Genomic DNA, 22,719 nt, shown 5'->3' on the forward strand with positions numbered 1-22,719 from the left:
ACCCCGCCATGCGTTGTTGGGAGAAGATCAGCATGAAAGGATCATAATGCCCCATCACAAGGAGCGTCCTGCCCGCAAGGCCACCAGTCGCCTTGCGCTCTACCTCGTCTTCGCATTCATCGTTGCAGCCATCCTGGCTTTCATCTGGGTCAACATGCACGCCTAATCGGGCGATAGCCCCTTAGTCCGAACCGGACTGCGCCACGGTCCGTGCCAGTTCATCGATCTTATCGACCTTGATACGTCTTGCTATCATCGCCATGGTGTCCGGCGGCAGTCGCGCGTCGATGACATTATCGTCTTGCTGCCAAAGCCGCAGGCGCGCAGCAAGATAGCTTGGCTTCTGCCCGGCAAGGATGGGCGCTGCCTTGCCGACTGCATGACAATTGCTGCAGGCCGGCAGGGGCTGGCCAAAACGATCCAGCCCCGGTGAACTGCGTGTGGTGGCAATATTCGCCAGCCCGGGCATCGCAGAGAAATAGGTCGCCAGCCTCGCCATGTCCTCGCGCCCGGTCGTTGCCAGCGCCGTCTGCATGACCGCACTGCTGCGCTTCCCCGACGCATATTGGCGCATGCTGGCGACCAGATAGGCCGCGCTCTGCCCAGCCAGGACCGGAATATCGGATTGCTCCCTCCCCCGACCATCGACGCCATGGCAGCTTGTGCATGCCGACAAGGTTGCCGGAGCAACGCCGGGCAGACGTCCCTCCTCGCCAGCCTGGGTCAGCGCTTGATATTGCGCCGCCGTCATATGCGGCAAGCGCCGGACGAAAGCGGTCATGCGCCTTACTTCGTCCGGTCGATCAGCCGCCGCCCAGGCCGGCATGCCGGTGAATTTGACGCCATGCCGGATGATCCAGAATAATTCGCGATCCCGCCATTCCCCTGCCGTCCGGGCAAGATCAGGCGCTGGCGGAGTTGCCTGCTGCATCACGGGTGATGGACGCACACCCGGCGCGCCATGACAGACCTGGCAGGCCTGACGAAAATGCCCCGCTGCACTGACCAGGCCCTCATCGTCGAGCGGATCGGGCGGTGCGTCCAGCCAGGCATAAGTCCGCACGGAATTGCGCATCGTCCAGTGAAGGAACCAGTCGGTAATACGCCAATGGCCCGACGACGCGGAAATCTGCATGGCCCCGGACCAGGCGAACAGCATGCCGAGAACCCCAAGTCCGAGCAACGCGACAATTGCGCGCTTCAAGCTGATGCGAAGGATCATGCCGCCCCCCTCTGGCGCAGGAGGCTCGCCAACAGGACAAGACCACCGATGAAATAGCTGGCCCCGCCAACCAGCAGCATGAGGACACCGCTCAGTTGCTGGTCGATCAGCGGGTCCATGCCGGCCAGATGATGATGATCCGCCGCCGCGTAGAGAGGCCGTGGCGCCAGGCCGATCAGGACACCAAGCAGGGTCATATGCATCGATGTCAACAACAGGGCACCGAGGCCAGCGGCCCGATGATCGGCGCGGAGCACCGATGACCAGAGCAGCAGACCTGCGCCAAGGAAACAGAACTGCTCGAGCCCGAGCAGAGGCAGGGACGTCATTGTCGCCGCGCGAAGGGCCGGCAGGTGCCAGAGCCAGACCGTGACAAGTTCCACCAACATCATCGCCATCGGGCTTGCGAGGCCGGGCCAGAGACGCGCAGGATCAAGCCGCCCTTGAGACAGGCCAAGGGCAAGAAAAGGCGCTGCAATCGCCACGGCAATCATATGGCCTGCCATGTGGCCAGTCATGCCAAGCGGCAGCACAGCCAGGATCCAGCCGATCGGTACCAGCGCGAGGCCGGCGGCAAGTGCGGCACCTTTCATCGGCAGTCCCGCAGGAAGATGACCGGAAGCGCCGTGAACAGCACCCCGACGAAGCTCAGCCCTGCCAGGAGCAAGGTCGACTTGGCCAGGAAACGGAGCCGGTCGATCCGGGTCGAGTCCTCATGGGGCGGCGGATTGCCCGGCAGGCGGGCCTGCGCCCAGGCGATCCATCCCGAAAGCCCGATCATCAGCAGCGCAAGCATCGTGCCGATGACGAACAGCAGCGGAAAACTGGCAAAGCGCCCGGCCTTGGCACAGGAGATGGCCGCCCAGAGATAGGACGCCAGGAAATGACCCGCCCAGATCGCTGGCGGCACGATCAGCGTCCAGAGCGTGACCTTGAGCCGCTCATGCCATTTGCCTCGCTCGCTCATGTGACCTGCGGGAACAGGCCGATCGTCGCATAGGTGACGATCGCGGTCAGCGCATAGAAATGCATGTAGACGGTGACGTTGCGCAGGTCCGCGTCATGCACCGGGTCCATGCGCCCGGCGAGACTGCGCGCGAGTGCATAGCCCTGCATGATGACGGCAACGCCCGCATGGGCCGCGGCCCAGATGGCGAGCGTCCACACGATTGCAGGATAGCTGTGCGCCTGCGGGTCCATGCCATGCGTCCAGGGGCCGGCCAGCCCTGCCCCGACTCCGGCAAGGCTGAGTGGTAGCGCGACCATGAGGCAGAGCCGTGCCATGCCGACATGCTTGCGGGCATGCACCTCGCGCGCGCCTAGCGTCAGCAGCCAGCTTGCGATGCCCAAGAACAATGCGAGCATGGGCCAGGCCATGCCGGGACCGTCCGCCAGAGCGACCGGCGGGAAATCGGCATGGCGGGTCCAGAAGAAGAAATAGCCGAAGACCAGCCCGGAAAACGCGGTCGCATCGGCCATCATCGTGATGAACATCGCCCACCAGCCTGGCGCCGATGGCCCGGAGAGGTACAGCGGCAGCTCAAGGCCGTGGCCGATCGGCTTGCAGGACTTTTCGGGAATTTCGGCCGTTCCGGTCCAGAGCCACCACAGCGCCATAGCGAGTGTGGCAACGCCACTGACGAGCGCAGCCCAATAGAGATGATAGGTTGTGAGGATGAAGACCCCGCCGAGCGCGAACGCCGTCAGCATGGGCTTGATGCTCGGGGTTCCCAGGCGGATCACTGCCAGTGGCCGGGCATCAAGGACGCTCGTGACGATCGTCTCGCGTCGCCCTTCCTCTGCATCGGGCAGGAAGAAGCGGCCCTCATCCACCTTGCGCACGAAATCTGTCTGGTCCCAGATCGGATAGCGGCTCTCGATCATTGGCACCGACCTTATGCCCCAGTCCTCGTCCTCGGGATGGGCGAGCCATTCCAGGGTGCCCGCATTCCAGGGATTGCGGACGGCCCGAACCCGGCGTGGCGAGAGGCTAAGATCGATGCATATCACCGCCACCCCCGCGGCGAACAGCCAGGCCCCCAGGGTGGAAGCCATGTTGAGCCCGCCCAGCCCCAGTTCGGCCGGATAGGTGAAGACGCGGCGCGGCATGCCCATCAACCCGGAAAGATGCATCGGGAAGAAGGTCAGGTTGGCACCGACAAACAGCATCCAGAAAGCGACCCGGCCAAGCCGGTCGGACAGCTTCTTGCCCGTCACCAAAGGCCAATAATAATAGAGGCCGGCAAAAAGCGGCATCAGCGTGCCGCCGATCAGCACATAATGGAGATGGGCGACGACGAAATAGCTGTCATGCGCCTGCCAGTCGAACGGTGCGACTGCCACCATCACGCCGGTAAGACCACCGATCACGAAAATGGCGAGGCTGCCGGTCGCATAGAGAAGGGGTGTGGACCAGGTGACCCGCCCTGCCCACAGCGTCGCTATGAACACGAAGATCTGGACGCCGGTCGGAATGGCCACGGCTTCGGAGGCGGCCGAGAAGAAGGCCAGGCTGATCTTCGGCAGCCCGGTGGTGAACATGTGGTGGACCCAAAGTCCGAAGGACAGGAATGCGGTGCCCACAGCCGCCAGCACGATCCACGGATAGCCCAGCAGATGGCGGTTGGCGAAGGTCGGCACCAGCATCGCGAACAGCGCGATCGAGGGCAGGAATATGATGTAGACTTCGGGATGACCGAAGATCCAGAACAGATGCTGCCACAGGAGCGGATCCCCGCCCCGGCGCGCATCGAAGAAGGGCCAGTCGAGCAGCCTTTCCATTTCGAACAATATGTCGCCGGCGATGAGCGGCGGAAAGGCAAAGAGGATCATCACCGCCACGACCAGTATGTACCAGGCATATAGCGGCATGAGATTGAGCCGCATGCCCGGCGGTCGACATTTGAGCACGCCGACGATCAGTTCAACTGCGGCGGCGACCGACGACACCTCGATGAACGAAAGACCGAGCATCCAGATATCGGCTCCGAGCCCCGACAGGTCGGTCCGGGTGGTCAGCGGTGGATACATGAACCAGCCGCCGTCAGGGGCGGCATTGAAGAAGATCGATCCCCCGACGAACAGCCCGCCGATCAGGAAGGACCAGTAGCCAAAGGCCGACAGGCGGGGAAATGGAAGGTCGCGCGCGCCCAGCAATTGCGGCAGCAGGATGATCGACACCGCCTCGAACATCGGCACGGCGAAGAGAAACATCATCATCGAGCCGTGCAGGGTGAAGAGCTGGTTGAAGGTACCAGGCCCAACCAGATCATTGTCGGGCACGGCAAGCTGGGTGCGCATGATGAGCGCGAGCACGCCGGCAAAGAGCATGAAGCCAAAGGCGGTCAGCACATACCAGACACCGACGCGATTATTGTTGCAGTCGGTCCAGCGCAGGAAGATTCCCCTGGGCGGCGCCCACACCGCGCGCAGCCTTTCTTCCTGCGCCGCGCGGAGCGCCGGGTCATCCTGATCGTGGAGGCTCATTTCAGCCCCTCGAGATAATGGGCAATGGCAATGGCCTCCTGCTCGGACAGCTGGGGATAGGCGGGCATGCGCGCGCCTGGCTTTGCGATCTGGGGCGCACGGATGAAGGCGGCGATATTGGCGGTGGTCGGTGGCAACATCCCGGCACCCAGCGTCCGCCTCTGTCCAAAACGGCTAAGGTCAGGCCCGATTGCCACATCATGCGCGGTTCCCCGGATGGCATGGCAGGCGCCGCAGCCATGCGCATCGAAGAGGGACTGGCCCCTCGATGGGACCAGGCCCTTGCCGGCGCCGCGCGCGCCCGCCAGCCATGCGTCAAAATCCGCTGGGTTCATCGCGATCACGTCGAAGGCCATTAGCGCGTGCGACAGGCCGCAAAATTCCGCGCAAACGCCCCGGAAGCGGCCGGCCTTTTCGGCGCGCACGACCAGCCTGTTGGTCCGTCCGGGGATCATGTCCATCTTCCCGGCAAGACCGGGAATCCAGAAACTGTGGATCACGTCCTGCGCGCCGAGTTCAAGGATCACCGTCCGCCCCACGGGAAGGCGGATCTCATTGGCAGAAACAAGTCCAGGTCCCGCGCGTGATGCCCCATAAGCGACCCGCCACCAGAATTGCTCGCCCTCGACCCGAATGGTGAGGTCGCCAGGCGCTGTCTCGCGCGGGCGCATGGCAGGCAACGCATAGAGAAGCAGCGCGCCAAGGATCAGGGCCGGGCCGATGGCGCCCAGCCACAGGATGATCCGCATGCCGCTACGATGGCTGAGCGCCCCTTCCGGAGCGCGAAGCGCACGAACATAGATGAGGACCATGACCGTCACGATGATCGCCGCGCCGATGGTCAACAGGATCGCCATCTCGCGCACCTGCCGTGCTTCGGCGCCGAAGACATGGAGGGCCGACTGCTGCGCATTGCAGGCGCCAAGGCCGAGCAGTAAAATGGTCCAGAGCCATGGATTGCGCATTGCGCCCGCGTCACCCCTTTTGCGCCGCATCCTATGTGCAGCGTCTTACGTGCCAACACGCGAAGCGGCATCCGGTTCAAACATTTCTGTTTCGTAACAAGTGGATGAATTGCCGGTGTCGGCGAAACCAAAAGCCAGCCGGCGCATTGGCGAGGGATCGTTCTTCCTTCGACAAGGAGACCTGTCTTGCCCAGCGCCCCGCCGCGCACCCGGCCCCTGCTCCATCCGCTTCACGGCCTGCTGCTCGCCTGGCCGGTCGCCCTGTTTCCCGCTGCCCTGCTGTCGGACATCACCTATCTCAACAGCGCCGAAATCCAGTGGAGCAACTTTTCGGCCTGGCTGATCACCGGCGCGCTGATCGGCGGTGGGCTGGTACTGCTATGGGCCTTGATCGCGCTAACGCGTGCCAAAGGGCCTGCACGCCGGCAGCATGGCCTTTATCTGCTGCTGTTGGCGCTGATGTGGGTCTGCGGGCTCATCAACGCCTTTCAGCATAGCCGCGACGGCTGGAGTTCAGTCGGGACCATCGGCCTCATCCTCTCCATCCTCAGCAGCCTGGCTGCCCTTGCCGCCGGTTGGGTGGCCTTCGCGGGTTATCGGGAGGTTCGGCCATGATCGTGCGTGCCTTCATCCTGGGCGCCGGTCTCCTGGCGCTTGCCGCCTGCGGGCGCAGCCAGCCCGGCCTTGACCAGACCGGCGGCCGGCCGGGCCTGCCCGATCAGCGCCAGACATTGCTGCCGCCGATGAAAATCGCGACGCCCACTGGCTGGGGGAATGAGAATCCGACGGCACCGGCCGGCTTTAGCGTGACGGCCTTTGCCACGGGGCTCGCCATCCCGCGCCAGATGCTGGTGCTGCCCAATGGCGACATTCTGGTGGCGGAAGGGTCGGGCGGTTCGGCCCCCGCGCTGCGGCCCAAAGATGTCATCGCGACCCAGATCAAGGCCATGGGTAAGACATCGGTCAAGGGTGGCAATCGCGTCACCCTGCTGCGCGATGCCGATGGCGATGGCCGCGCCGAATTGCGCAGTGCGCTCATCACCGGATTGAATGCGCCCTATGGCCTCGCCCTGGTCGAGGGCCAGCTCTATGTCGCGACACAGGACGCGCTGCTGCGCTTTCCCTATCGCGAGGGCGAGACGCGCATCACCACGCCGGGCGTCGAAGTGACCAGATTGCCCTCGCGCATAAACCATCACTGGACCAAGTCGCTGGCAGCCGGCCCGGACGGATCGAAACTCTATGTCGGTATCGGCTCCAACAGCAATGTCGGCGAACGCGGCATGGCGGTGGAGGAAGATCGCGCCGTCATCTGGGAGGTTGATCGTCAGTCCGGCATGCATCGCACCTATGCCTCGGGCATCCGCAATCCGACGGCACTTGCAGTTGAGCCGCAGACGCGCCGGCTCTGGGCCGTGGTGAACGAACGCGATGAGCTCGGACCGCAACTGGCGCCCGATTATATGACTGCGGTTCGCCCCAGGGCCTTTTATGGCTGGCCCTACAGCTATTGGGGACAGAATGTCGATCCGCGGGTGCGTCCGCAGCAGCCCGATATGGTGCGACGCGCGATCCGGCCCGATTATGCCCTGGGATCCCATGTCGCGGCGCTCGGCATCAGCTTCGCAACCGGCGGAGGTCTTGGCCCCGCCTATGCGCAGGGCGCCTTCGTCGGACAGCATGGCAGCTGGAACAGACAGGATCTGGCCGGCTACAAGGTGGTATTCATCCCATTCGCCGATGGTCGGCCCGCCGGCAAGCCCCAGGACTTCCTGACCGGGTTCATCAAGGATGGACATGCGCGCGGACGTCCGGTGGGCGTAAGCTATGATCCGGTCCATGGCGCGCTCCTGGTCGCCGATGACCTGTCCAACAGCGTCTGGAGGATAGCCCCAACCCGTCGCTGACATGAGACAAAGGGCAAGGAGAGAGAAAATGGAGAAACGACAGGAAGACGGCGAAACGGTGACCCATCTCTCGAAAGTCGAGGCACGCAGCGGATCGCGAACGACTGTGACCCGGTCGATCCTGGTGACCAGCCTCGCGCTCGTCATCGCGGTTCTGCTCATCGTGGTTGCGATCGGCTATTTCAGGGCCGACAAGACCGGCGCGGATGAGGTTAACAGCGATAACCGCGCAGGATCGGCCGCCCCCCAGGACTGAAGCCGTCGAGCAATAACGGAAATATCAGGTTAAATGCGCCAAATGGATGGAAGGAACGCCGTCGTGCACGATGACAGGATGGCGAAGTCCGTCTATCCCCAAGTCATGGCCTCCATTTTTTCTCCGGCGCCCACGCACGCGGATTCGCTCAGAGCACGGATAGCCTCTTTCCCGTGGGAAAAAACGGCACTGGGAGCCAAGGCCGACTGGCCAATTTCGCTGCGAACCACGGTCGCGCTCGCGCTCGCCTCGGATTTTCCGATGTTCATCATGTGGGGGCAGGCGCAGATATTCCTCTACAATGATGCCTATGCGCCCTTTTTGGGAGCTCGTCACCCCGCAGCACTTGGCCAATCGATGTGCGATGTCTGGCCCGAGATCTGGTCCGAGCTCTCGCCCCTGATCGATAGAGCCCTTGGCGGCGAGACGGTTTCGGTCGAGGACATGCACCTCGTCATGACCCGCAATGGTGATGCCGAGGATACATGGTGGACCTTCTGCTACAGTCCGTTGTGCGACGACGCAGGCGATATCGTCGGCGTTCTCGATATCGCGGTGGATGTGACGCAAAAGTTTACGGACGCCCGCAGGATCGAGGAAAAACGGGCAAGGCTGGAGAAAAGCGAAGCGCGTTTCAGCGCATTGGTAAGCGCGACCTCCGACGCAATCTATCAGATGAGCGCCGACTGGCAGGAAATGCGCCACCTCGACGGACGTGGTTTCCTCGTCGACACGCAAGCACCATCTGTTCGCTGGCTTGAACTCTATGTTCCAACGGATGACCATTCCATCGTGATGGACGCGATCGCCCGCGCCATCGAAGCCAGGGCGCCCTTCATGCTGGAGCATCGCGTACGTCAGGCTGATGGCACCATCGGCTGGACAGCGTCCCGCGCCGTCCCCATCCTCGACGATGACGGCAATATCCTTGAGTGGTTCGGCACGGCCACCGATGTAACGGCCTCGCATCTTTCGCGCGAAGCTCTGGCCACAAGCCGGGAAAAGCTGGAACTCGCGACACGCGCGGCCCGCCTTGGTCAGTTCGACTATTGGCCGCAAACCGGACAGCTTGAATGGGACGATCGCTGTCGTGCCCTTTTTGGCCTGCATCCCGGTGCCCCCGTCAGCTATGAAACCGCCTTTCTGGCGGGCCTGCATCCCGAGGATCGCGAAGGGGCCGACACAGCGGTGCGCGCCGCGCTCGATCCGACCGGCAGCGGCATTTTCGACACCGAGTATCGGACCGTCGGGATCGAGGATGGGATCGAACGACATATCCATGCTCAGGGCCTGGCAATGTTCGAGGGCCAGGCCCCGATTCGCCTTATCGGTACCGTGCAGGACGTCACCGCCGATCGCCAGGCGCAGGCCAGTTTGCGGGAGGTCGAGGAGCGGCTGCGTCTTGCCGGACGGGCCACCAATGATGCGGTATGGGACTGGAACTTCAGCGACGATCATGTGACCTGGAACATCGCCCTTGAGCATGCCTATGGGCACAGGCTCGAAGATGTCGAACCGACCGGCGAGTGGTGGCTGGACCATATCCACCCGGATGACCGGCATCGGATCAATGACAGCATTCACGCGGTGATCGATGGCGAGGGGACTGACTGGACCGACGAATATCGCTTTGCCCGCAGCGACGGCAGCTATGCCGATGTGCTTGATCGCGGCTATGTTCTGCGTACGCCTGCCGGCGAGCCGCTGCGTATGGTCGGGGCGATGCAGGACATGTCAGCTCGCAAGGCTGTCGAGCGCCAGCTCGAGGAGGATCGTCGCAGGCTCATCGAGGAGGTCGAGACCAAGACGGCCGAGCGCGACAGGGCTGAGGACGCCCTGCGCCAGTCGCAGAAGATGGAAGCGGTCGGCCAGTTGACGGGTGGCCTTGCCCATGATTTCAACAATCTGCTGACGGGCATTTCCGGGGCCCTGGAAATGATGCAGATACGTATCGCGCAGGGCCGGGTCGGCGAGATCGACAAATATTCTGTCGCAGCCCAGGGCGCCGTGCGCCGCGCCGCTGCGCTCACCCACCGCCTGCTCGCCTTCTCCCGCAGGCAGACGCTTGATCCCAAACCGGTCAATTCCAACCGGCTGATCTTCGATCTGGAAGAGCTCATCCGGCGCACGGTGGGACCACAGATAGAGGTCGAGACCGTCGGCAAGGCCGGTATCTGGACAACCCTGGTCGATCCCAACCAGCTTGAAAATGCGCTGCTCAACCTCTGCATCAATGCGCGCGACGCAATGCCGGACGGGGGACGCATCACGATCGAGACTGCAAACAAGTGGCTGGACGACACGGCCGCGCGCGAGCGTGATCTGGAACCGGGTCAATATGTCTCGATCTGCGTGACCGACACCGGCACGGGCATGACGCCAGAGGTGATTTCCCGCGCCTTCGATCCCTTTTTCACGACCAAGCCGCTGGGTGAAGGCACTGGGCTTGGCCTATCGATGATCTATGGATTCGCACGTCAGTCCGGCGGCCATGTGCGGATCTATAGCGAGATCGGTACGGGCACGACCATGTGCCTCTATCTGCCCCGCCACTTCATGGAAGACGAGGAAAGCGAGGACGCGACAGTCATTCCATCGCTGAGTGAGCAGGCGGCCAGCAATGAATCACGACGCGGCACGATCCTGGTGGTCGATGATGAACCCACGGTTCGGCTCCTCGTTGTCGAGATAGCGCAGGAACTGGGCTATGATGTGCAGGAAGCGATGGACGGCCCAGGCGCCATGCGGCTGTTACAAAATGGCGTGGCAATCGACCTGCTGATCACGGATGTGGGCTTGCCCGGCGGGATGAACGGTCGACAGGTGGCCGATGCCGCACTCAGCCTCCTGCCGGATCTCAAGGTCCTGTTCATTACCGGCTATGCTGAAAATGCCGTCATCGGCAATGGCCAGCTCGCGCCCAATATGGCGCTCGTCACCAAGCCGTTCGCGATGGACGCATTGGCAAAGCGGATTGGCGATATGCTGCCCTGATCCCGCGAGGCGGCAATCGACCGAGCACTGCGCCGCCTCCAATATCAAGACATCGTCAATCTTGCGGTACGACCGGCGGTCGGCCTGACGACATTTTGCGGCTGAGGTTCAGGCAAGGCTTCAGGCCGCGACGGATCATGTACGGGGTCTTCCGCGTTCATGGGGCAAGCAAAAAGGACAGAGATGATGCTTGCCAACGCCCGCCGTGAAATCCTGACCCGCCCGATCTTCTCCCTCGTCGAGGCAGCCCTGCCCGCTCTTTCCGCTACGGAGAACGAAGCGATCGAGGCTGGCAACAGCTGGTGGGACGCGGCCCTGTTTACCGGCAATCCGGATTGGGATCAGCTCCTTGCCGTGCCGCCCGCCCGGCTGACCGACGCGGAGCAGGCCTTCATGAATGGCCCTGTCGAACAGCTGTGCGGCATGATCGACGACTGGCGCATGACCTGGGAAACGCACGACCTGTCGCAGGAAGCCTGGGACTATCTCAAGCAGGAAAAATTCTTCGGCATCATCATTCCCGAGGAATATGGCGGCCTTGGTTTTTCCAATTTCGCCCATAGCGAGATTGTCCGCAAGATCGCGACCCGATCCGTGTCCGCGGCCGTCACTACAATGGTCCCCAACAGCCTGGGCCCGGGCGAACTCATCCTGCGTTTTGGAACCAAGGAACAACAGCACCACTGGCTGCGGCGGCTGGCGGATGGTCGCGAAATTCCCGCTTTCGGCCTGACGAGCCCGGAAGCCGGCTCCGATGCGGCGGCGATGGTCGACGAAGGCGTCATCTGCAAGGGTCAGTGGGACGGCGAGGAGGTGGTGGGCATCCGCCTCAACTGGCGCAAGCGCTATATCACCCTGGGTCCGGTCGCGACATTGCTGGGCCTCGCCTTCAAGCTGCGCGATCCCGACCATCTGCTGGGCGGGCAGGACGAGATCGGCATCACCGTCGCGCTGGTCCCCACCGACCTTCCCGGCGTGTCGATCGGGCGCCGGCATATCCCCTCGATGCAGAGTTTCCAGAACGGCCCCAATGAGGGCCATGATGTGTTCATCCCGCTCGACAACATCATCGGCGGCCCGGATCGCGTCGGCCAGGGATGGAAAATGCTGATGAGCGCGCTGGCGGCGGGCCGGGGCATTTCCCTGCCCTCCCTGTCTGCTGCTGCCGGCGCCTTTGCTGCCCATACAACCGGCGCCTATGCGCGGGTCCGCTCCCAGTTCAACCTGCCGATCGGCAAGTTCGAGGGGATACAGGAGCGGCTGGCACGGATCGCGGCCAATGCCTATCTGCTCGATGGCGCGCGCCGCCTGACCTGCGCGGGGCTCGATCAGGGGAACCATCCCGCCGTCATTTCCTCGATCCTCAAGCTGCATGCGACCGAACGCATGCGGACCGTCATCAACGACGCAATGGATGTGCATGGCGGCAAGGGCGTGATCGACGGACCCAATAATTATCTCGGCAACCAGTATCGCGCGATCCCGGTAGGCATCACGGTCGAGGGCGCCAATATCCTCACCCGCAGCCTGATGGTGTTCGGCCAGGGCGCGATCCGCTCCCATCCCTATCTGCTCAAGGAAATCCGCGCGGTCGCAGATGCCGATCGCGGGCGGGCGCTGGCGCAGTTCGACGATGTGCTGTGGAAGCATGTCGGCCACGCGCTCAAGACCGCGATCCGGGCCTTCGCGCGCAACTGGACCGGCGGCCTGTTTGCGCCAGCGCCCAGGGCCGGGCGCGCGACCCGCTATTATCGCCAGATGAGCCGCTATGCCGCGGCCTTTGCCTTCATATCCGACATTGCCTTCCTGACCCTGGGCGGCGAGCTCAAGCGGCGCGAACTCCTGTCCGCCCGGCTGGGTGACATCCTGTCCGAACTCTATCTTCTGTCCGGCGCGCTCAAGCGCTGGGAGGATGAAGGGCGCCAGGATGATGATTTTCCCCTGCTCGCCTGGTGCATGGACAGCGGCTTTGCCACGATCGAGCAAAGGTTCGTCGAGATCATCGAGAATTTCCCCGCGCGGCCTGTCGGCTGGATGCTGCGCCTGTTCATCCTCCCCTTTGGCCGGCGTCGTCATGGCCCGACGGACCGGACCATCCGTCAGTGCGCGCAGATCATCCTGGAACCCTGCCCAGCGCGCGAACGGCTAATCGACAATGTGTTCATCGGCGGTCCGGAAGAACCTGTCGCCCGCCTGACCGAAGCCTTCCGCCTGATGGTCGATACCCAGCCGATCCACGACCGGCTGCGCAAGGCGCGGATTAAGGATTGGGCCAAGGCGCGCGAACGCGGCCTGCTGTCGAGCGCAGAACTGGCGCAGCTCCAAGAGGCAGATCGCGCGGTCGCGGACGTCATCGCCGTCGATGATTTCGCGCCCGAAGATCTGCGGCGCAATCCCGCTGCATCGGATCTGGCGCAGGCCGCCGAATGAGCCGGCCGGTCTACATTGTCGATGGCGCCCGCACGCCCTTTCTCAAAGCGCGTGGCGGCCCCGGCCCGTTCACGCCTGTTGACCTGGCGGTACAATGTGGGCGCCCCCTTCTGCTAAGGCAGAAATTTGCCCCCACGGACTTCGATCAGGTCATATTGGGGTGCGTCAACGTCATCGCAGATGAGGCCAATCCGGCGCGCGTCGCTGCACTGCGTCTGGGCTGCGGGACGCAGACGACCGCCTTTACCGTTCAGATCAATTGCGGTTCGGGCATGCAGTCGATGGACACTGCCTACCGCTATATCGCCGATGGCGGCAGCGACCTCATCCTGGCGGGCGGTGCTGAGGCGCTCAGTCACGCCCCGCTCGTGTTTCGCCAGGATGCCGTCCAATGGTTCGCCGCGATGCAGGGCGACAAGACCAGCCCCTTGGCCTCGCTGAAAGCGGCCAGCGGATTTCGTCCCGACTTCCTCAAGCCCATCATCGGACTGGAACGCGGCCTCACTGATCCCATCACCGATCTTGGCATGGGCCAGACCGCCGAAATATTGGCGCACCTCTTCTCCATATCGAGGGCGGAGGCGGACGCTTATGCCGTCGAAAGCCACAAGCGTCTTGCCAGGGCGCAGGCGGAGGGATGGCTGGAGGGGGAACTTCTTCCTGCTTTTGCCAGGGATGGAACCGTATATTCCCAGGATGATGGGGTGCGGCCCGACAGCAGCACAGAAAAGCTCGCGACGCTGAAGCCGGTTTTCGAGCGCCCTTATGGGAAGGTCACTGCGGGCAATAGTTCGCAGATCAGCGACGGCGCCTGCTGGACCATCCTCGCCTCGCAAGAGGCGGTCGAGCGCCATGGCCTTATGCCCCGTGCGCGGATCGTCGACAGCCAGTGGTCGGCGCTTGATCCAGCCATCATGGGCCTGGGTCCGGTGCTCGCCTCGACGGCACTCCTCAAGCGCAACGGTCATGGATTGGCAGATATCGACCTGTGGGAATTGAATGAAGCCTTCGCTGCACAGGTGCTGGCATGCCTTGCGGCATGGGAGGACGAAGCATTCTGTCGCACCATATTGGGCCTTGAGGGGGCGGCCGGGCGAATCGATCCCTCGCGCCTCAATGTCGATGGCGGCGCGATTTCCCTGGGGCACCCGGTGGGCACGAGTGGCACGCGGATCGCACTGCATCTGGTTCAGGCGATGGAGCGGTTTGGGCTGAGGCGCGGCATCGCCACCGAATGTATCGGCGGCGGCCAGGGCGGCGCCATGTTGATCGAACGGCTGTGAAGGAGGCCATGATGAACGATCCTGTCTGGTCCTTTCTTGCCGATCGCGATCTGGAGACCGGTCCCGCGCCCCATCGCGCGGAGGCCTTGCATCACTGGAGCTTCACGCGCGATGCCCATGACATTGGCTGGGCTATTCTCGATCAGCAGGGAACGGACACCAATCTTCTGTCCCAGGCCGTGCTAGAAGAGCTTGGCCATATACTCGACATGATCGCCGACCGAGCGCCCAAGGCGCTGGTCGTTCGATCAGGCAAGAAACAGGGCTTTCTTGCCGGCGCGGATATCGGCGAGTTTCGTGACATGCGCGACGAGGCGATGGTGCGCGACCGGATCGCCGCCGCGCATGCGATCGTCGACCGTCTCGAAGCGCTGACCTTTCCAACCATTGCGGTCATCCACGGCTATGCGATGGGTGGCGGCCTTGAGGTCGCGCTGGCGTGCCATCAGCGCATTGCCATCGAAGGGACAAGGCTCGGCTTCCCCGAAGTGCAGCTTGGCCTGCATCCGGGGCTCGGCGGCACGGCACGCTTCACCCATTTATGCGACCCGATCGCGGCGATGGAACTGATGCTGACCGGCAAGTCCATCGATGCCGGGCGCGCCAAAGACATGGGGCTGGTCGATGCGGTCATCCCTGAACGCCACGTCCACGCCGCCATCATGGGAGCGGTTGCAGGAGAGATGGACCAGGGCCGGCAGGCATTGCTGGATCGCCTGAAGGACGCCGCGCCAGTCCGCCATCTGGCGGCGCGGCAGATGCGCAGCCAAGCTGAAGCCAGGGCACCCCTGGCCCATTATCCCGCGCCCCATGCGCTCATCGACCTGTGGGAGACCCATGGTGGCGACCAGGAGGCGATGAAACAGGCGGAGATCACTTCCTTCGCACATCTCATGATGAGCAATAGCGCGCAAAATCTCATCCGCGCTTTCTTCCTGCGCCAGAAGCTCAAGGGACTGGCGGGGCCAGGTGAAAAGACGATCGCCCATGTCCATGTCATCGGCGCGGGCGCGATGGGTGGGGACATCGCGGCCTGGTGCGCGTGGCGTGGCCTGCCCACCAGCATCTCCGACGTGAAGCCCGAGCCGATTGGCGCGGCCCTTAACCGAGCTGCGAAACTGTATGAAAAGCTCGCCCATGGAGATCGGCTCAAGGTGCGCGATGCGCTGGATCGGTTGATCCCTGACCTGGATGGTGCGGGGATCGCAAAAGCCGACATCCTGATCGAGGCTGCCCCGGAAAAGGCCGATCTCAAGCGCACCCTCTATGCGAGCGCCGAGCCACGCATGAAGGATGGTGCGATCCTGGCGACCAACACCTCCTCCATTCCTCTGGAGGAATTGCGCGACGGACTACGCCATCCCGAGCGGCTGGTCGGCATCCATTTCTTCAATCCCGTGTCGCGGCTCGATCTGGTCGAGGTCATCAGCCATGACGGCGTCGATCCGCAGGTTGAGGCCAGCGCAAGAGCCTTTACCGGCATCATCGGCAAGCTGCCGGCCCCGGCCCGTAGCGCCCCCGGCTTCATCGTCAACCGGATCCTTACCCCCTATCTGGTCGAGGCGATGACGATGATGGACGAGGGCATCGCGCCCGAGACGATCGACAGGGCGGCAATGGATTTCGGCATGCCCATGGGCCCGCTGGAACTTGCAGATCAGGTCGGCCTCGATATCGGCCTTGCGGTTGCCGCCATGCTCAAGCGAGAACTGGACTGGCCCATGCCTGCCACGCCGCAATGGTTGGCAGACAAGGTCTCGGCGGGTCAGTTGGGCCGGAAAGCCGGGAAAGGCATATATGCCTGGAAGGACGGCCATGCGGTCAAGAACAGCGCCCCGCAGCCCCCGCCGGAGATGGCGGACCGGCTCATCATGCCGATGCTCAACATGGCCGCCGCGACCCTGCGCGAGCAGGTGACCGACGATCCAGACATCATCGACGCTGCCATGATCTTCGGCACCGGATTTGCGCCTTTCCGCGGCGGACCGCTCCATTATGCCCACGCACGCGGGATTGGCGAAGTCAAAGCGGTGCTGGAAGGGCTGCGCGAAGCCCATGGCGAGCGGTTCCGGCCCGATCCGGGCTGGGACATGCTGCAATGAGGACCGGCGGGACCGGTCCTCTCGAACTTGGTTCGGCAGAGGAGGTCGCCAACCGCATCATCGCGCGCACTGACGGGCATATCGTCCTTGGCCTGCCATTGGGCCTGGGCAAGGCGCCTCACATCGTCAATGCCCTCTTCGCCCGTGCCAGCGCTGATCGCGCCATCAGGCTGCGTATCTTCACGGCGCTCACGCTCGAGCAGCCCTCGCTTGGCACGGATCTCGAGCGTCGTTTCCTCGAGCCCGTGTTCGAGCGGACAATGGGCGGATATCCGCGCTTTGCTTATGCGCAGGCGCAGCGTGCGGGCGAGATGCCGGCGAATATCGAGGTGAATGAATTTTTCTTCCAGGCCGGCAGCCGGCTCGGCAATGGAGATGCACAGCGCCACTATATTGCAGCCAACTATACCCATGCGATGCGTTATCTGATCGACCAGGGCGTCAATGTCGTGGCGCAGATCGTGGCGCGACGGGGAAACAGCTATAGCCTGAGCTGCAATAGCGACATGACCCTCGACCTGCTTGCCGAGCGCGATCGGGGCCGGGCCGATTTTGCCCTGATCGGTCAGGTCAATGACGAATTGCCCTTCATGCGCGGTCCGGCCGAAATCCCGTCCGACCGGTTCGCAATCATTCTCGACAGCGCGCAGACACGCTTTCCCCTCTTCGGGCCGCCACGGCAGCCCGTAAGCCCTGCCCAGCACGCCATCGGAGCCCATGTGGCCGCGCTGATAGCCGATGGTGGCTCGCTTCAGATCGGCATCGGCGCGATCGGCGACGCGATCGCCCACAGTCTGATCCTCCGGCAGGAACGGCCGGATGCCTATCGCGCAACGCTTGACCGGCTGGGCGCTCCCAAGCCATGGGAAATGGGCCCGTTTGAGGAAGGCTTATATGCGCCGACCGAGATGCTGGTCGATTGTTTCCTCGATCTCATAAGGGCCGGCATCATCAAGCGTGAAGTCGATGGCGCGATCGTGCATGGCGGCTTTTTCGTTGGCCCGCGCAGCTTCTACGCCGCGTTACGGGACATGGATGAGGATCTGCGCGATCGCATCCATATGCGTGAGATCAGCTATATCAATGCGCTGTTCGGCAACGAAGCGGCCAAGCGAAAGGCCCGGCACAAGGCCCGCTTCGTCAACAGCGCCATGATGGTCACGCTGCTGGGCGCCACGATCTCGGACGGACTTGAAGATGGCCAGGTCGTCAGCGGCGTGGGCGGGCAGTATAATTTCGTCGCGCAGGCGCTCGAACTCGACGGCGCGCGTTCGATCATCACCCTGCCTGCCACCCGGCGTCACAAGGGCGAGACCCAGTCCAATATCGTCTGGAGCTATGGCCATGAAACCATCCCGCGCCATTTGCGCGATATGGTCGTGACCGAATATGGCGTGGCGGACCTGCGCGGCCAAAGCGATGAGCAGGTCATCCAGCGCCTGATCGCCATCGCCGACAGCCGCTTTCAGGGCGAACTTGTGGAAAAGGCCCGGTCCGCGGGCAAGATAGCGCCCGACTGGGACATTCCCGAAGCGTACAGGGATAATCTGCCCGAGCGGATCAGCGCGGCCATGCCCAAGGAGACATTTGCGTCCTTCCCGTTCGGCACGGACTTTACGCAGATCGAGCAGCGGCTGCTGCCGGTAATGCAATATCTGGCAGACCATGCGACCAGGCCCGCCCAACTGGCCGCCCTGATTGCCCGCGGCCTGCGCAGTGGTCAGCCCGACGAAGCGGAATTGGCCGCACTCGAGCGCATGGGGCTGGATGCGCCCCATGGCGTCAGGGAGCATAGCTATCGCGCGCTCATCCTGGGAGCCTTGCGCAGTGCCGGACAGTAAGGACAGGAAAGAGGCGACCGGGCCAGGCGTCGCTTCGACAGACAGGGGAATGGAGCAGATGAAGGACGGCAAGGATAGCCCGCACCCCGATCTTGACGCAGAAGAGGCCGCCCATGTCGAGGAGCGTAGTACGGGTTCGGCAAAGGTCGTCCATGAGGTCGTGCGGCTCCAGGGTGAGGAAGAGCTGGATCGACCGATCCTCGCACTCATGCTTTCCGGCCTGGCCGCCGGCCTCGCTATCACCCTGTCGCTCATGTCCGAACTGTTCCTGCGGGCAAGGCTGCCCGACACGGACTGGGCGCCCCTCATCTACCTGCTGGGCTATCCGGTCGGATATCTGATCGTGATCATGGGGCGGCTCCAGCTCTTTACCGAAAGCACGGTCACAGCGGTGCTGCCGGTCGCGACCCGTCCGAGCCTTAGCAATCTGGGCCGTCTGGTGCGCCTGTGGGCCTGCGTGCTGGCGGGGAATCTTGTCGGCGTCACGCTCGTAAGCGCGCTGATGGCCGGTGAGATCATCATCACGCATGAACAGCGCATCGTGGCGCTCGATATTCTCGCCAAGCTCGAATGGCAGGACTGGTCGAAAACCCTGATGCTCGGCATTCCGGCGGGCTTCATCATGGCCGCGATTGCCTGGGCCCTGCCCAATGCCAAAGGCAGCGAATTCTGGGTGATCTTCCTTCTGACCTATGTCATCGGCCTTGGCGGCTTTTCGCATGTCGTCACCGGTTCTTCCCAGATCAGCTTCCTCTGGTTGAGCGGCGAGGTCAGTTTCCAGCAGGCCTGGTTCGGCTTCTCTCTGCCTGCACTCATTGGCAACATCATCGGTGGTAGCGGCCTGTTCGCGGTCCTGGCCCATGGGCAGATGCGAAGCGACCTTACCGAAGGGGGATAGCGTTCGGTTTCAACCGTCGCTGTCAGGCAGAACTGCGCGCAGAGACTTCTCGATTTCCCCGCCGCAATAGGCCTCGCCATAGCGCGTCACGCTTCTTGCCTCGAGCCTCGCCAGGGCAGGATGAGCGCGCAGACGCTGGACCAGACCCATCGTTGCAGGCGCATGTTGGGAGAGCATGGCAGCGATTGCGCCGAAGCGGCTGGCCATGGTGCCCCATAATGTCACGGTCACGATATCGGCCAGATCCGGTTTTGCGGTGCCGAGCATGAAACCCTTTCCAGCTTCAAGGCCGTTGCTTGTGCCGACAGCCTCCCAGATGCGCATCCATTTGACAAGCCGAGGAATAAAGCTGGCCCATCGATCCTCCGTCCACATCTGCCGGCCGCCATCCAGCGTCAGTTCGTCAATGATATCATTTGCGTCATTGACGAGCTTGACCGTCAAGGCGCGTTCGCGGGTACCGCCATGCACAAGGTCAAGACGCTCTGCCAGATAGACCATGATTGCTGGCATCTGAGACAAGGCAAATCCGGTTTCATTATCAACCAGGAGGGGTGGTCCCATGAAGGGCACCGGCTGATCCTCCAGAGCCATTTGCATCAGCGCGGCGATCTCACCCTCATCATGTTCGTTCCAGCTCTTGCCCGCAAAGGCAAGCGCGGCCCGGATGAACTGTCCGCGGAATGGCAATGGCCAATAATAGAGCTCGAAGTCCTTCTTCACCCTCATCCCTCCTTTACGTCCGTGCTTCTGCCAGAAGGCTTTCCTGGGCATATTGGTTGCCATGGGAATCTTGCTGGCAACCTCCGGGCTGTAATGGTGCACAGGAACACAGTGGCGGAGTTCGCGTTCTCCAATATGAGCTATCAGCAGTTTCCAGCAGCAGTTTCGGGGGGCAGCCAAGCGATGAGACCGAAGCTTCGATGGGGGACATAGCCTCAAAGAAGGTCTTCTCCGCCAGAGATAGTGCAGTTGCGCAGGGAGCTTGGGACGCATGTCGAATGAAATAGGTTCGGTTCGGCAATGGGATGAGGGGGAGCTGATGGAAGCCTTTCTTCTCATTCAAAGCGAGCGCCATACCAGTGACGACCAGATAATTTTTGCAGAAATGCGGCGCCGTGCCGGTGGCGGCGCACGTGAGCAGCGCGATGCTTCTAACCGGCCTCGACTGTGGAATTTCGAGCCGGACCGGCCTCTGTTCTGAGATATGGTCGCCAGCCCGGCGCGCGCCAAAGGCGAGGCGTTGCCGGGCCGGGACACCTCAACCCGCTGCAACCCCGTCAGGCGAAAAGCGATCTGTCATTTCGGCGAGCGCCCGCCCACTCACCCAGGCGGATTGCGATCTGATCGCGCCCCCCACGTTTTGCCTCGTAAAGCGCTTCATCTGCCAGCCGGTAGAGCGTGCCAAAGTCAACGCGGCATGCCGAGGCCGTCACACCGATACTCACCGTCACCATGCGATTGCCGATGATGTCGCCATGGCTCAGATCGGCCAAGGTTCCGCGCAGGGTTTGTGCAAATTGCTCGATGTTCCCAACTTCAGCTCCTGTGACCATCATCGCAAACTCCTCCCCGCCCAGACGACATACGGCACAGGAGGAGTTTTCATGCTGCGCGATGCAGCGACCCATAGCTGCCAGAACGTGATCGCCAGCCTCATGACCATAGACATCGTTGATCGACTTGAACCAATCGACGTCGATCAGAAGCAAAGCGACCAGCGCGCCTGATACAGGCAAGCCTTCAAGCATCCTGCCGGTTCTTTCCATGAAACCCCGTCGGTTTGGCAGCCCTGTCAGAACGTCGCGGCGGGCAAGCTCATGGGCCTTAGCCTCTGCGAGCCGCGCGACGTCTCGTTCCATCCGCAACCGGGCATGAGCACGCGAAGCGGCAGCGGAGAGCCACAATGTTTGCCAGGCCGCTGCGAACAGGACCAGAATTTGCGACCCACCGCCCCAGAACATGGCGTCCGCATCGAAGAAGCTGGTCGACGCAAGGACGATCATTGGCAGCGCCCAGGCCCCACCCAGGCTCCGCGCCGCTCTGCTTCCCCGTCGCCATGCCTGGCCGATACAGGATGCGACCGCCGCTAGATTGGCCAGGACCAGGAGCCCCAGCAGATTGCCGAGCATGTCGAACGGCCCCGAACGCATCAGCGAAAGCGGGATGCCCAATGCGCACACGCTTGCGGTGAGGCCCAGCGCTGTGCGCCTCAACCCCGTATCGAGATGCTGTTTTTCAAGAGCAGTGACGGCGCTCAAAGTGGCGAGCGTGATGGCGAGACAGGAGAGACCAGTGCAGATTTGCGCCGATACCGCGCCCGCCATGGAGGGAAAGAAGAACAGATGAAGTTGCGACCAGCACGCCCCCCATATGACCATGCAGAATGCCCATGCAGCCTGCCAGCCGGCATGTTGCTGACGAACGGCAAGAGCCAGCGAGGCGTTATAAATCGCGCCCACAATCAGCAGAACGAGCGCAGCACCGGTCAAGGTAGCCAGGCCAGTTGTCTGGGTGGCTTCTTCACCGCGCTTGACAAGCCTCATCCGCAGGAGATGCGCGCTCGCCACTTTGTCAAATCTCAAGGTGTAGGCCACGACAGGAACGTCGCGATAGGGCGCGCGGAACGCGAGTTGGCCGCCAGCTCTCCAATAGGTCCCGAAATTGCCGCTCCGGACATGTTGCTGCTCGACGGCACCGTCACGATAGATGAAGCGCACGACCAGCCGATCAAATCGAGAGCTGTGGATGATCAGCGACAGATCCTCATGATCGCGCGAGCCCTGGGGCAAGGCGGCATGGAGCCACAATGTGCCCTTCTGATAGCCATCAGGATCGCCATTGCAGACAAAATGGGAGGGGCGCGTGTCGTCAGGGGCGATCGATCGGCTCACTGCGTGACATAGAGGATCGCCAATGCGTAGCAATTCAGCGCGCGCAGGCTGAGCCCCGCCCAGGATCAACAGTGCGATCGAGAACATGGCGCAGCTAATCGCAAGCCTATGTCGGGATAGTCCCCTGGTCAGGATCCGCGCATTCATCGCGGCCCCTCTAGCATGAAAATGCGTGAATATACTGGGCGCATGGCCACTGGCTCACTTGCGGGCAGCGATCCGCCCGGCTCGCGTCAACGCTCACCATGGACTGACGGAGGCGGAAAAACATCTCACAATCACAAAACAAGAAATTTAATCCAAGTTAAAAAGAAAGGTCATCATGTTGCGGCGGACGGCTTCATGAAAATCCCGCCGCTAAATCCATGACGATATCGAAATAAATATTTCGAATGCTGCTCCATCCATGTCTTCTGCCTCAATAGACCTTGGCGAACGCGC

At 62.6% G+C, this 22,719-nt stretch carries 17 protein-coding genes; 10 read left to right on the forward strand and 7 right to left on the reverse strand.

The features are described 5' to 3' along the window. Nucleotides 1-181 precede the first annotated feature (181 nt). Genes DIZ22_RS18815 through coxB form a run of 5 tightly spaced genes read right to left on the reverse strand, consistent with a single transcriptional unit; the run spans nt 182 to nt 5,673 of the window. The gene (locus DIZ22_RS18815) at nt 182-1,222 is read right to left on the reverse strand and encodes a c-type cytochrome (RefSeq protein WP_122928527.1); all 1,041 of its coding nucleotides are present in this window, start codon (nt 1,220-1,222) and stop codon (nt 182-184) included. Then, nucleotides 1,219-1,815 (reverse strand): cytochrome c oxidase assembly protein, encoded by a 597-nt coding sequence (locus DIZ22_RS18820; RefSeq protein ID WP_122928529.1) that lies wholly within the window; start codon nt 1,813-1,815, stop codon nt 1,219-1,221. Before DIZ22_RS18820 ends, DIZ22_RS18815 begins: the two co-directional genes overlap by 4 nt. After that, on the reverse strand, nt 1,812-2,189 hold the full coding sequence (locus DIZ22_RS18825) for a hypothetical protein (protein ID WP_004209549.1): 378 nt from the start codon (nt 2,187-2,189) through the stop codon (nt 1,812-1,814). Before DIZ22_RS18825 ends, DIZ22_RS18820 begins: the two co-directional genes overlap by 4 nt. Then, entirely contained in the window at nt 2,186-4,708 is a 2,523-nt protein-coding gene (locus DIZ22_RS18830; RefSeq protein ID WP_122928532.1) for a cbb3-type cytochrome c oxidase subunit I, read from the reverse strand. The genes DIZ22_RS18825 and DIZ22_RS18830 overlap by 4 nt, the downstream gene beginning before the upstream one ends. After that, complete coding sequence (gene coxB / locus DIZ22_RS18835) at nt 4,705-5,673, reverse strand: cytochrome c oxidase subunit II (RefSeq protein WP_122928534.1); 969 nt, start codon at nt 5,671-5,673, stop codon at nt 4,705-4,707. The genes DIZ22_RS18830 and coxB overlap by 4 nt, the downstream gene beginning before the upstream one ends. A 186-nt stretch (nt 5,674-5,859) precedes the next feature. On the opposite strand from coxB, the gene DIZ22_RS18840 reads away from it, so the two are divergent. The 9 genes from DIZ22_RS18840 (at nt 5,860) to DIZ22_RS18880 (ending at nt 19,384) form a co-directional block, all read left to right on the forward strand. After that, nucleotides 5,860-6,288, forward strand: coding sequence for a DUF2231 domain-containing protein (locus tag DIZ22_RS18840; RefSeq protein WP_017503768.1), 429 nt, complete (start codon nt 5,860-5,862; stop codon nt 6,286-6,288). Beyond that, entirely contained in the window at nt 6,285-7,580 is a 1,296-nt protein-coding gene (locus DIZ22_RS18845; RefSeq protein ID WP_122928537.1) for a sorbosone dehydrogenase family protein, read from the forward strand. The genes DIZ22_RS18840 and DIZ22_RS18845 overlap by 4 nt, the downstream gene beginning before the upstream one ends. A gap of 28 nt (nt 7,581-7,608) precedes the next feature. Continuing rightward, nucleotides 7,609-7,836: a hypothetical protein gene (locus DIZ22_RS18850; protein WP_010336640.1), complete on the forward strand. Its 228-nt coding sequence runs from the start codon at nt 7,609-7,611 to the stop codon at nt 7,834-7,836. 33 nt (nt 7,837-7,869) lie between these two features. After that, the gene (locus DIZ22_RS18855) at nt 7,870-10,830 is read left to right on the forward strand and encodes a PAS domain-containing protein (protein ID WP_122928539.1); all 2,961 of its coding nucleotides are present in this window, start codon (nt 7,870-7,872) and stop codon (nt 10,828-10,830) included. Between the two features lie 183 nt (nt 10,831-11,013). Then, nucleotides 11,014-13,260 (forward strand): acyl-CoA dehydrogenase, encoded by a 2,247-nt coding sequence (locus DIZ22_RS18860; RefSeq protein ID WP_122928541.1) that lies wholly within the window; start codon nt 11,014-11,016, stop codon nt 13,258-13,260. Beyond that, nucleotides 13,257-14,543, forward strand: coding sequence for an acetyl-CoA C-acetyltransferase (locus tag DIZ22_RS18865; protein WP_122928543.1), 1,287 nt, complete (start codon nt 13,257-13,259; stop codon nt 14,541-14,543). The genes DIZ22_RS18860 and DIZ22_RS18865 overlap by 4 nt, the downstream gene beginning before the upstream one ends. Before the next feature lie 8 nt (nt 14,544-14,551). Next, entirely contained in the window at nt 14,552-16,645 is a 2,094-nt protein-coding gene (locus DIZ22_RS18870; RefSeq protein WP_240626771.1) for a 3-hydroxyacyl-CoA dehydrogenase NAD-binding domain-containing protein, read from the forward strand. Further along, nucleotides 16,642-18,486 carry an acetyl-CoA hydrolase/transferase C-terminal domain-containing protein gene (locus DIZ22_RS18875; protein WP_122928546.1) on the forward strand — a complete coding sequence of 615 codons (1,845 nt, stop codon included), beginning with the start codon at nt 16,642-16,644 and terminating at the stop codon, nt 18,484-18,486. The genes DIZ22_RS18870 and DIZ22_RS18875 overlap by 4 nt, the downstream gene beginning before the upstream one ends. Before the next feature lie 49 nt (nt 18,487-18,535). Beyond that, the gene (locus DIZ22_RS18880; protein ID WP_122928548.1) at nt 18,536-19,384 is read left to right on the forward strand and encodes a formate/nitrite transporter family protein; all 849 of its coding nucleotides are present in this window, start codon (nt 18,536-18,538) and stop codon (nt 19,382-19,384) included. A gap of 9 nt (nt 19,385-19,393) precedes the next feature. Here the strand turns inward: DIZ22_RS18880 and DIZ22_RS18885 are convergent, their stop codons facing one another. Beyond that, a complete protein-coding gene (locus tag DIZ22_RS18885) occupies nt 19,394-20,113 on the reverse strand; it encodes a glutathione S-transferase (protein WP_122928550.1) in 720 nt (239 codons plus the stop codon). Nucleotides 20,114-20,378: 265 nt separating this feature from the next. Between DIZ22_RS18885 and DIZ22_RS18890 the strand changes: the two genes are divergently transcribed. Then, complete coding sequence (locus DIZ22_RS18890; RefSeq protein WP_081215291.1) at nt 20,379-20,588, forward strand: hypothetical protein; 210 nt, start codon at nt 20,379-20,381, stop codon at nt 20,586-20,588. A 76-nt stretch (nt 20,589-20,664) separates the two neighbouring features. Here the strand turns inward: DIZ22_RS18890 and DIZ22_RS18895 are convergent, their stop codons facing one another. Next, nucleotides 20,665-22,365 carry a GGDEF domain-containing protein gene (locus tag DIZ22_RS18895; RefSeq protein WP_063141471.1) on the reverse strand — a complete coding sequence of 567 codons (1,701 nt, stop codon included), beginning with the start codon at nt 22,363-22,365 and terminating at the stop codon, nt 20,665-20,667. Between the last annotated feature and the right edge of the window lie 354 nt (nt 22,366-22,719).

The sequence above is a fragment of the Sphingobium sp. LF-16 genome (assembly GCF_003711185.1).
Classification (GTDB): Bacteria; Pseudomonadota; Alphaproteobacteria; order Sphingomonadales; family Sphingomonadaceae; genus Sphingobium; species Sphingobium yanoikuyae_A.

Excerpts from the sequence above, each read along its gene's own strand:
- DIZ22_RS18815 (WP_122928527.1), bottom strand. The coding sequence starts at position 1,222 with ATGATCCTTCGCATCAGCTTGAAGCGCGCAATTGTCGCGTTGCTCGGA.
- DIZ22_RS18820 (WP_122928529.1), bottom strand. The coding sequence starts at position 1,815 with ATGAAAGGTGCCGCACTTGCCGCCGGCCTCGCGCTGGTACCGATCGGC.
- DIZ22_RS18825 (WP_004209549.1), bottom strand. The coding sequence starts at position 2,189 with ATGAGCGAGCGAGGCAAATGGCATGAGCGGCTCAAGGTCACGCTCTGG.
- DIZ22_RS18830 (WP_122928532.1), bottom strand. The coding sequence starts at position 4,708 with ATGAGCCTCCACGATCAGGATGACCCGGCGCTCCGCGCGGCGCAGGAA.
- coxB (WP_122928534.1), bottom strand. The coding sequence starts at position 5,673 with ATGCGCAATCCATGGCTCTGGACCATTTTACTGCTCGGCCTTGGCGCC.
- DIZ22_RS18845 (WP_122928537.1), top strand. The coding sequence starts at position 6,285 with ATGATCGTGCGTGCCTTCATCCTGGGCGCCGGTCTCCTGGCGCTTGCC.
- DIZ22_RS18850 (WP_010336640.1), top strand. The coding sequence starts at position 7,609 with ATGGAGAAACGACAGGAAGACGGCGAAACGGTGACCCATCTCTCGAAA.
- DIZ22_RS18855 (WP_122928539.1), top strand. The coding sequence starts at position 7,870 with ATGCGCCAAATGGATGGAAGGAACGCCGTCGTGCACGATGACAGGATG.
- DIZ22_RS18860 (WP_122928541.1), top strand. The coding sequence starts at position 11,014 with ATGATGCTTGCCAACGCCCGCCGTGAAATCCTGACCCGCCCGATCTTC.
- DIZ22_RS18865 (WP_122928543.1), top strand. The coding sequence starts at position 13,257 with ATGAGCCGGCCGGTCTACATTGTCGATGGCGCCCGCACGCCCTTTCTC.
- DIZ22_RS18870 (WP_240626771.1), top strand. The coding sequence starts at position 14,552 with ATGATGAACGATCCTGTCTGGTCCTTTCTTGCCGATCGCGATCTGGAG.
- DIZ22_RS18875 (WP_122928546.1), top strand. The coding sequence starts at position 16,642 with ATGAGGACCGGCGGGACCGGTCCTCTCGAACTTGGTTCGGCAGAGGAG.
- DIZ22_RS18880 (WP_122928548.1), top strand. The coding sequence starts at position 18,536 with ATGGAGCAGATGAAGGACGGCAAGGATAGCCCGCACCCCGATCTTGAC.
- DIZ22_RS18885 (WP_122928550.1), bottom strand. The coding sequence starts at position 20,113 with ATGAGGGTGAAGAAGGACTTCGAGCTCTATTATTGGCCATTGCCATTC.
- DIZ22_RS18890 (WP_081215291.1), top strand. The coding sequence starts at position 20,379 with ATGTCGAATGAAATAGGTTCGGTTCGGCAATGGGATGAGGGGGAGCTG.
- DIZ22_RS18895 (WP_063141471.1), bottom strand. The coding sequence starts at position 22,365 with ATGTTCTCGATCGCACTGTTGATCCTGGGCGGGGCTCAGCCTGCGCGC.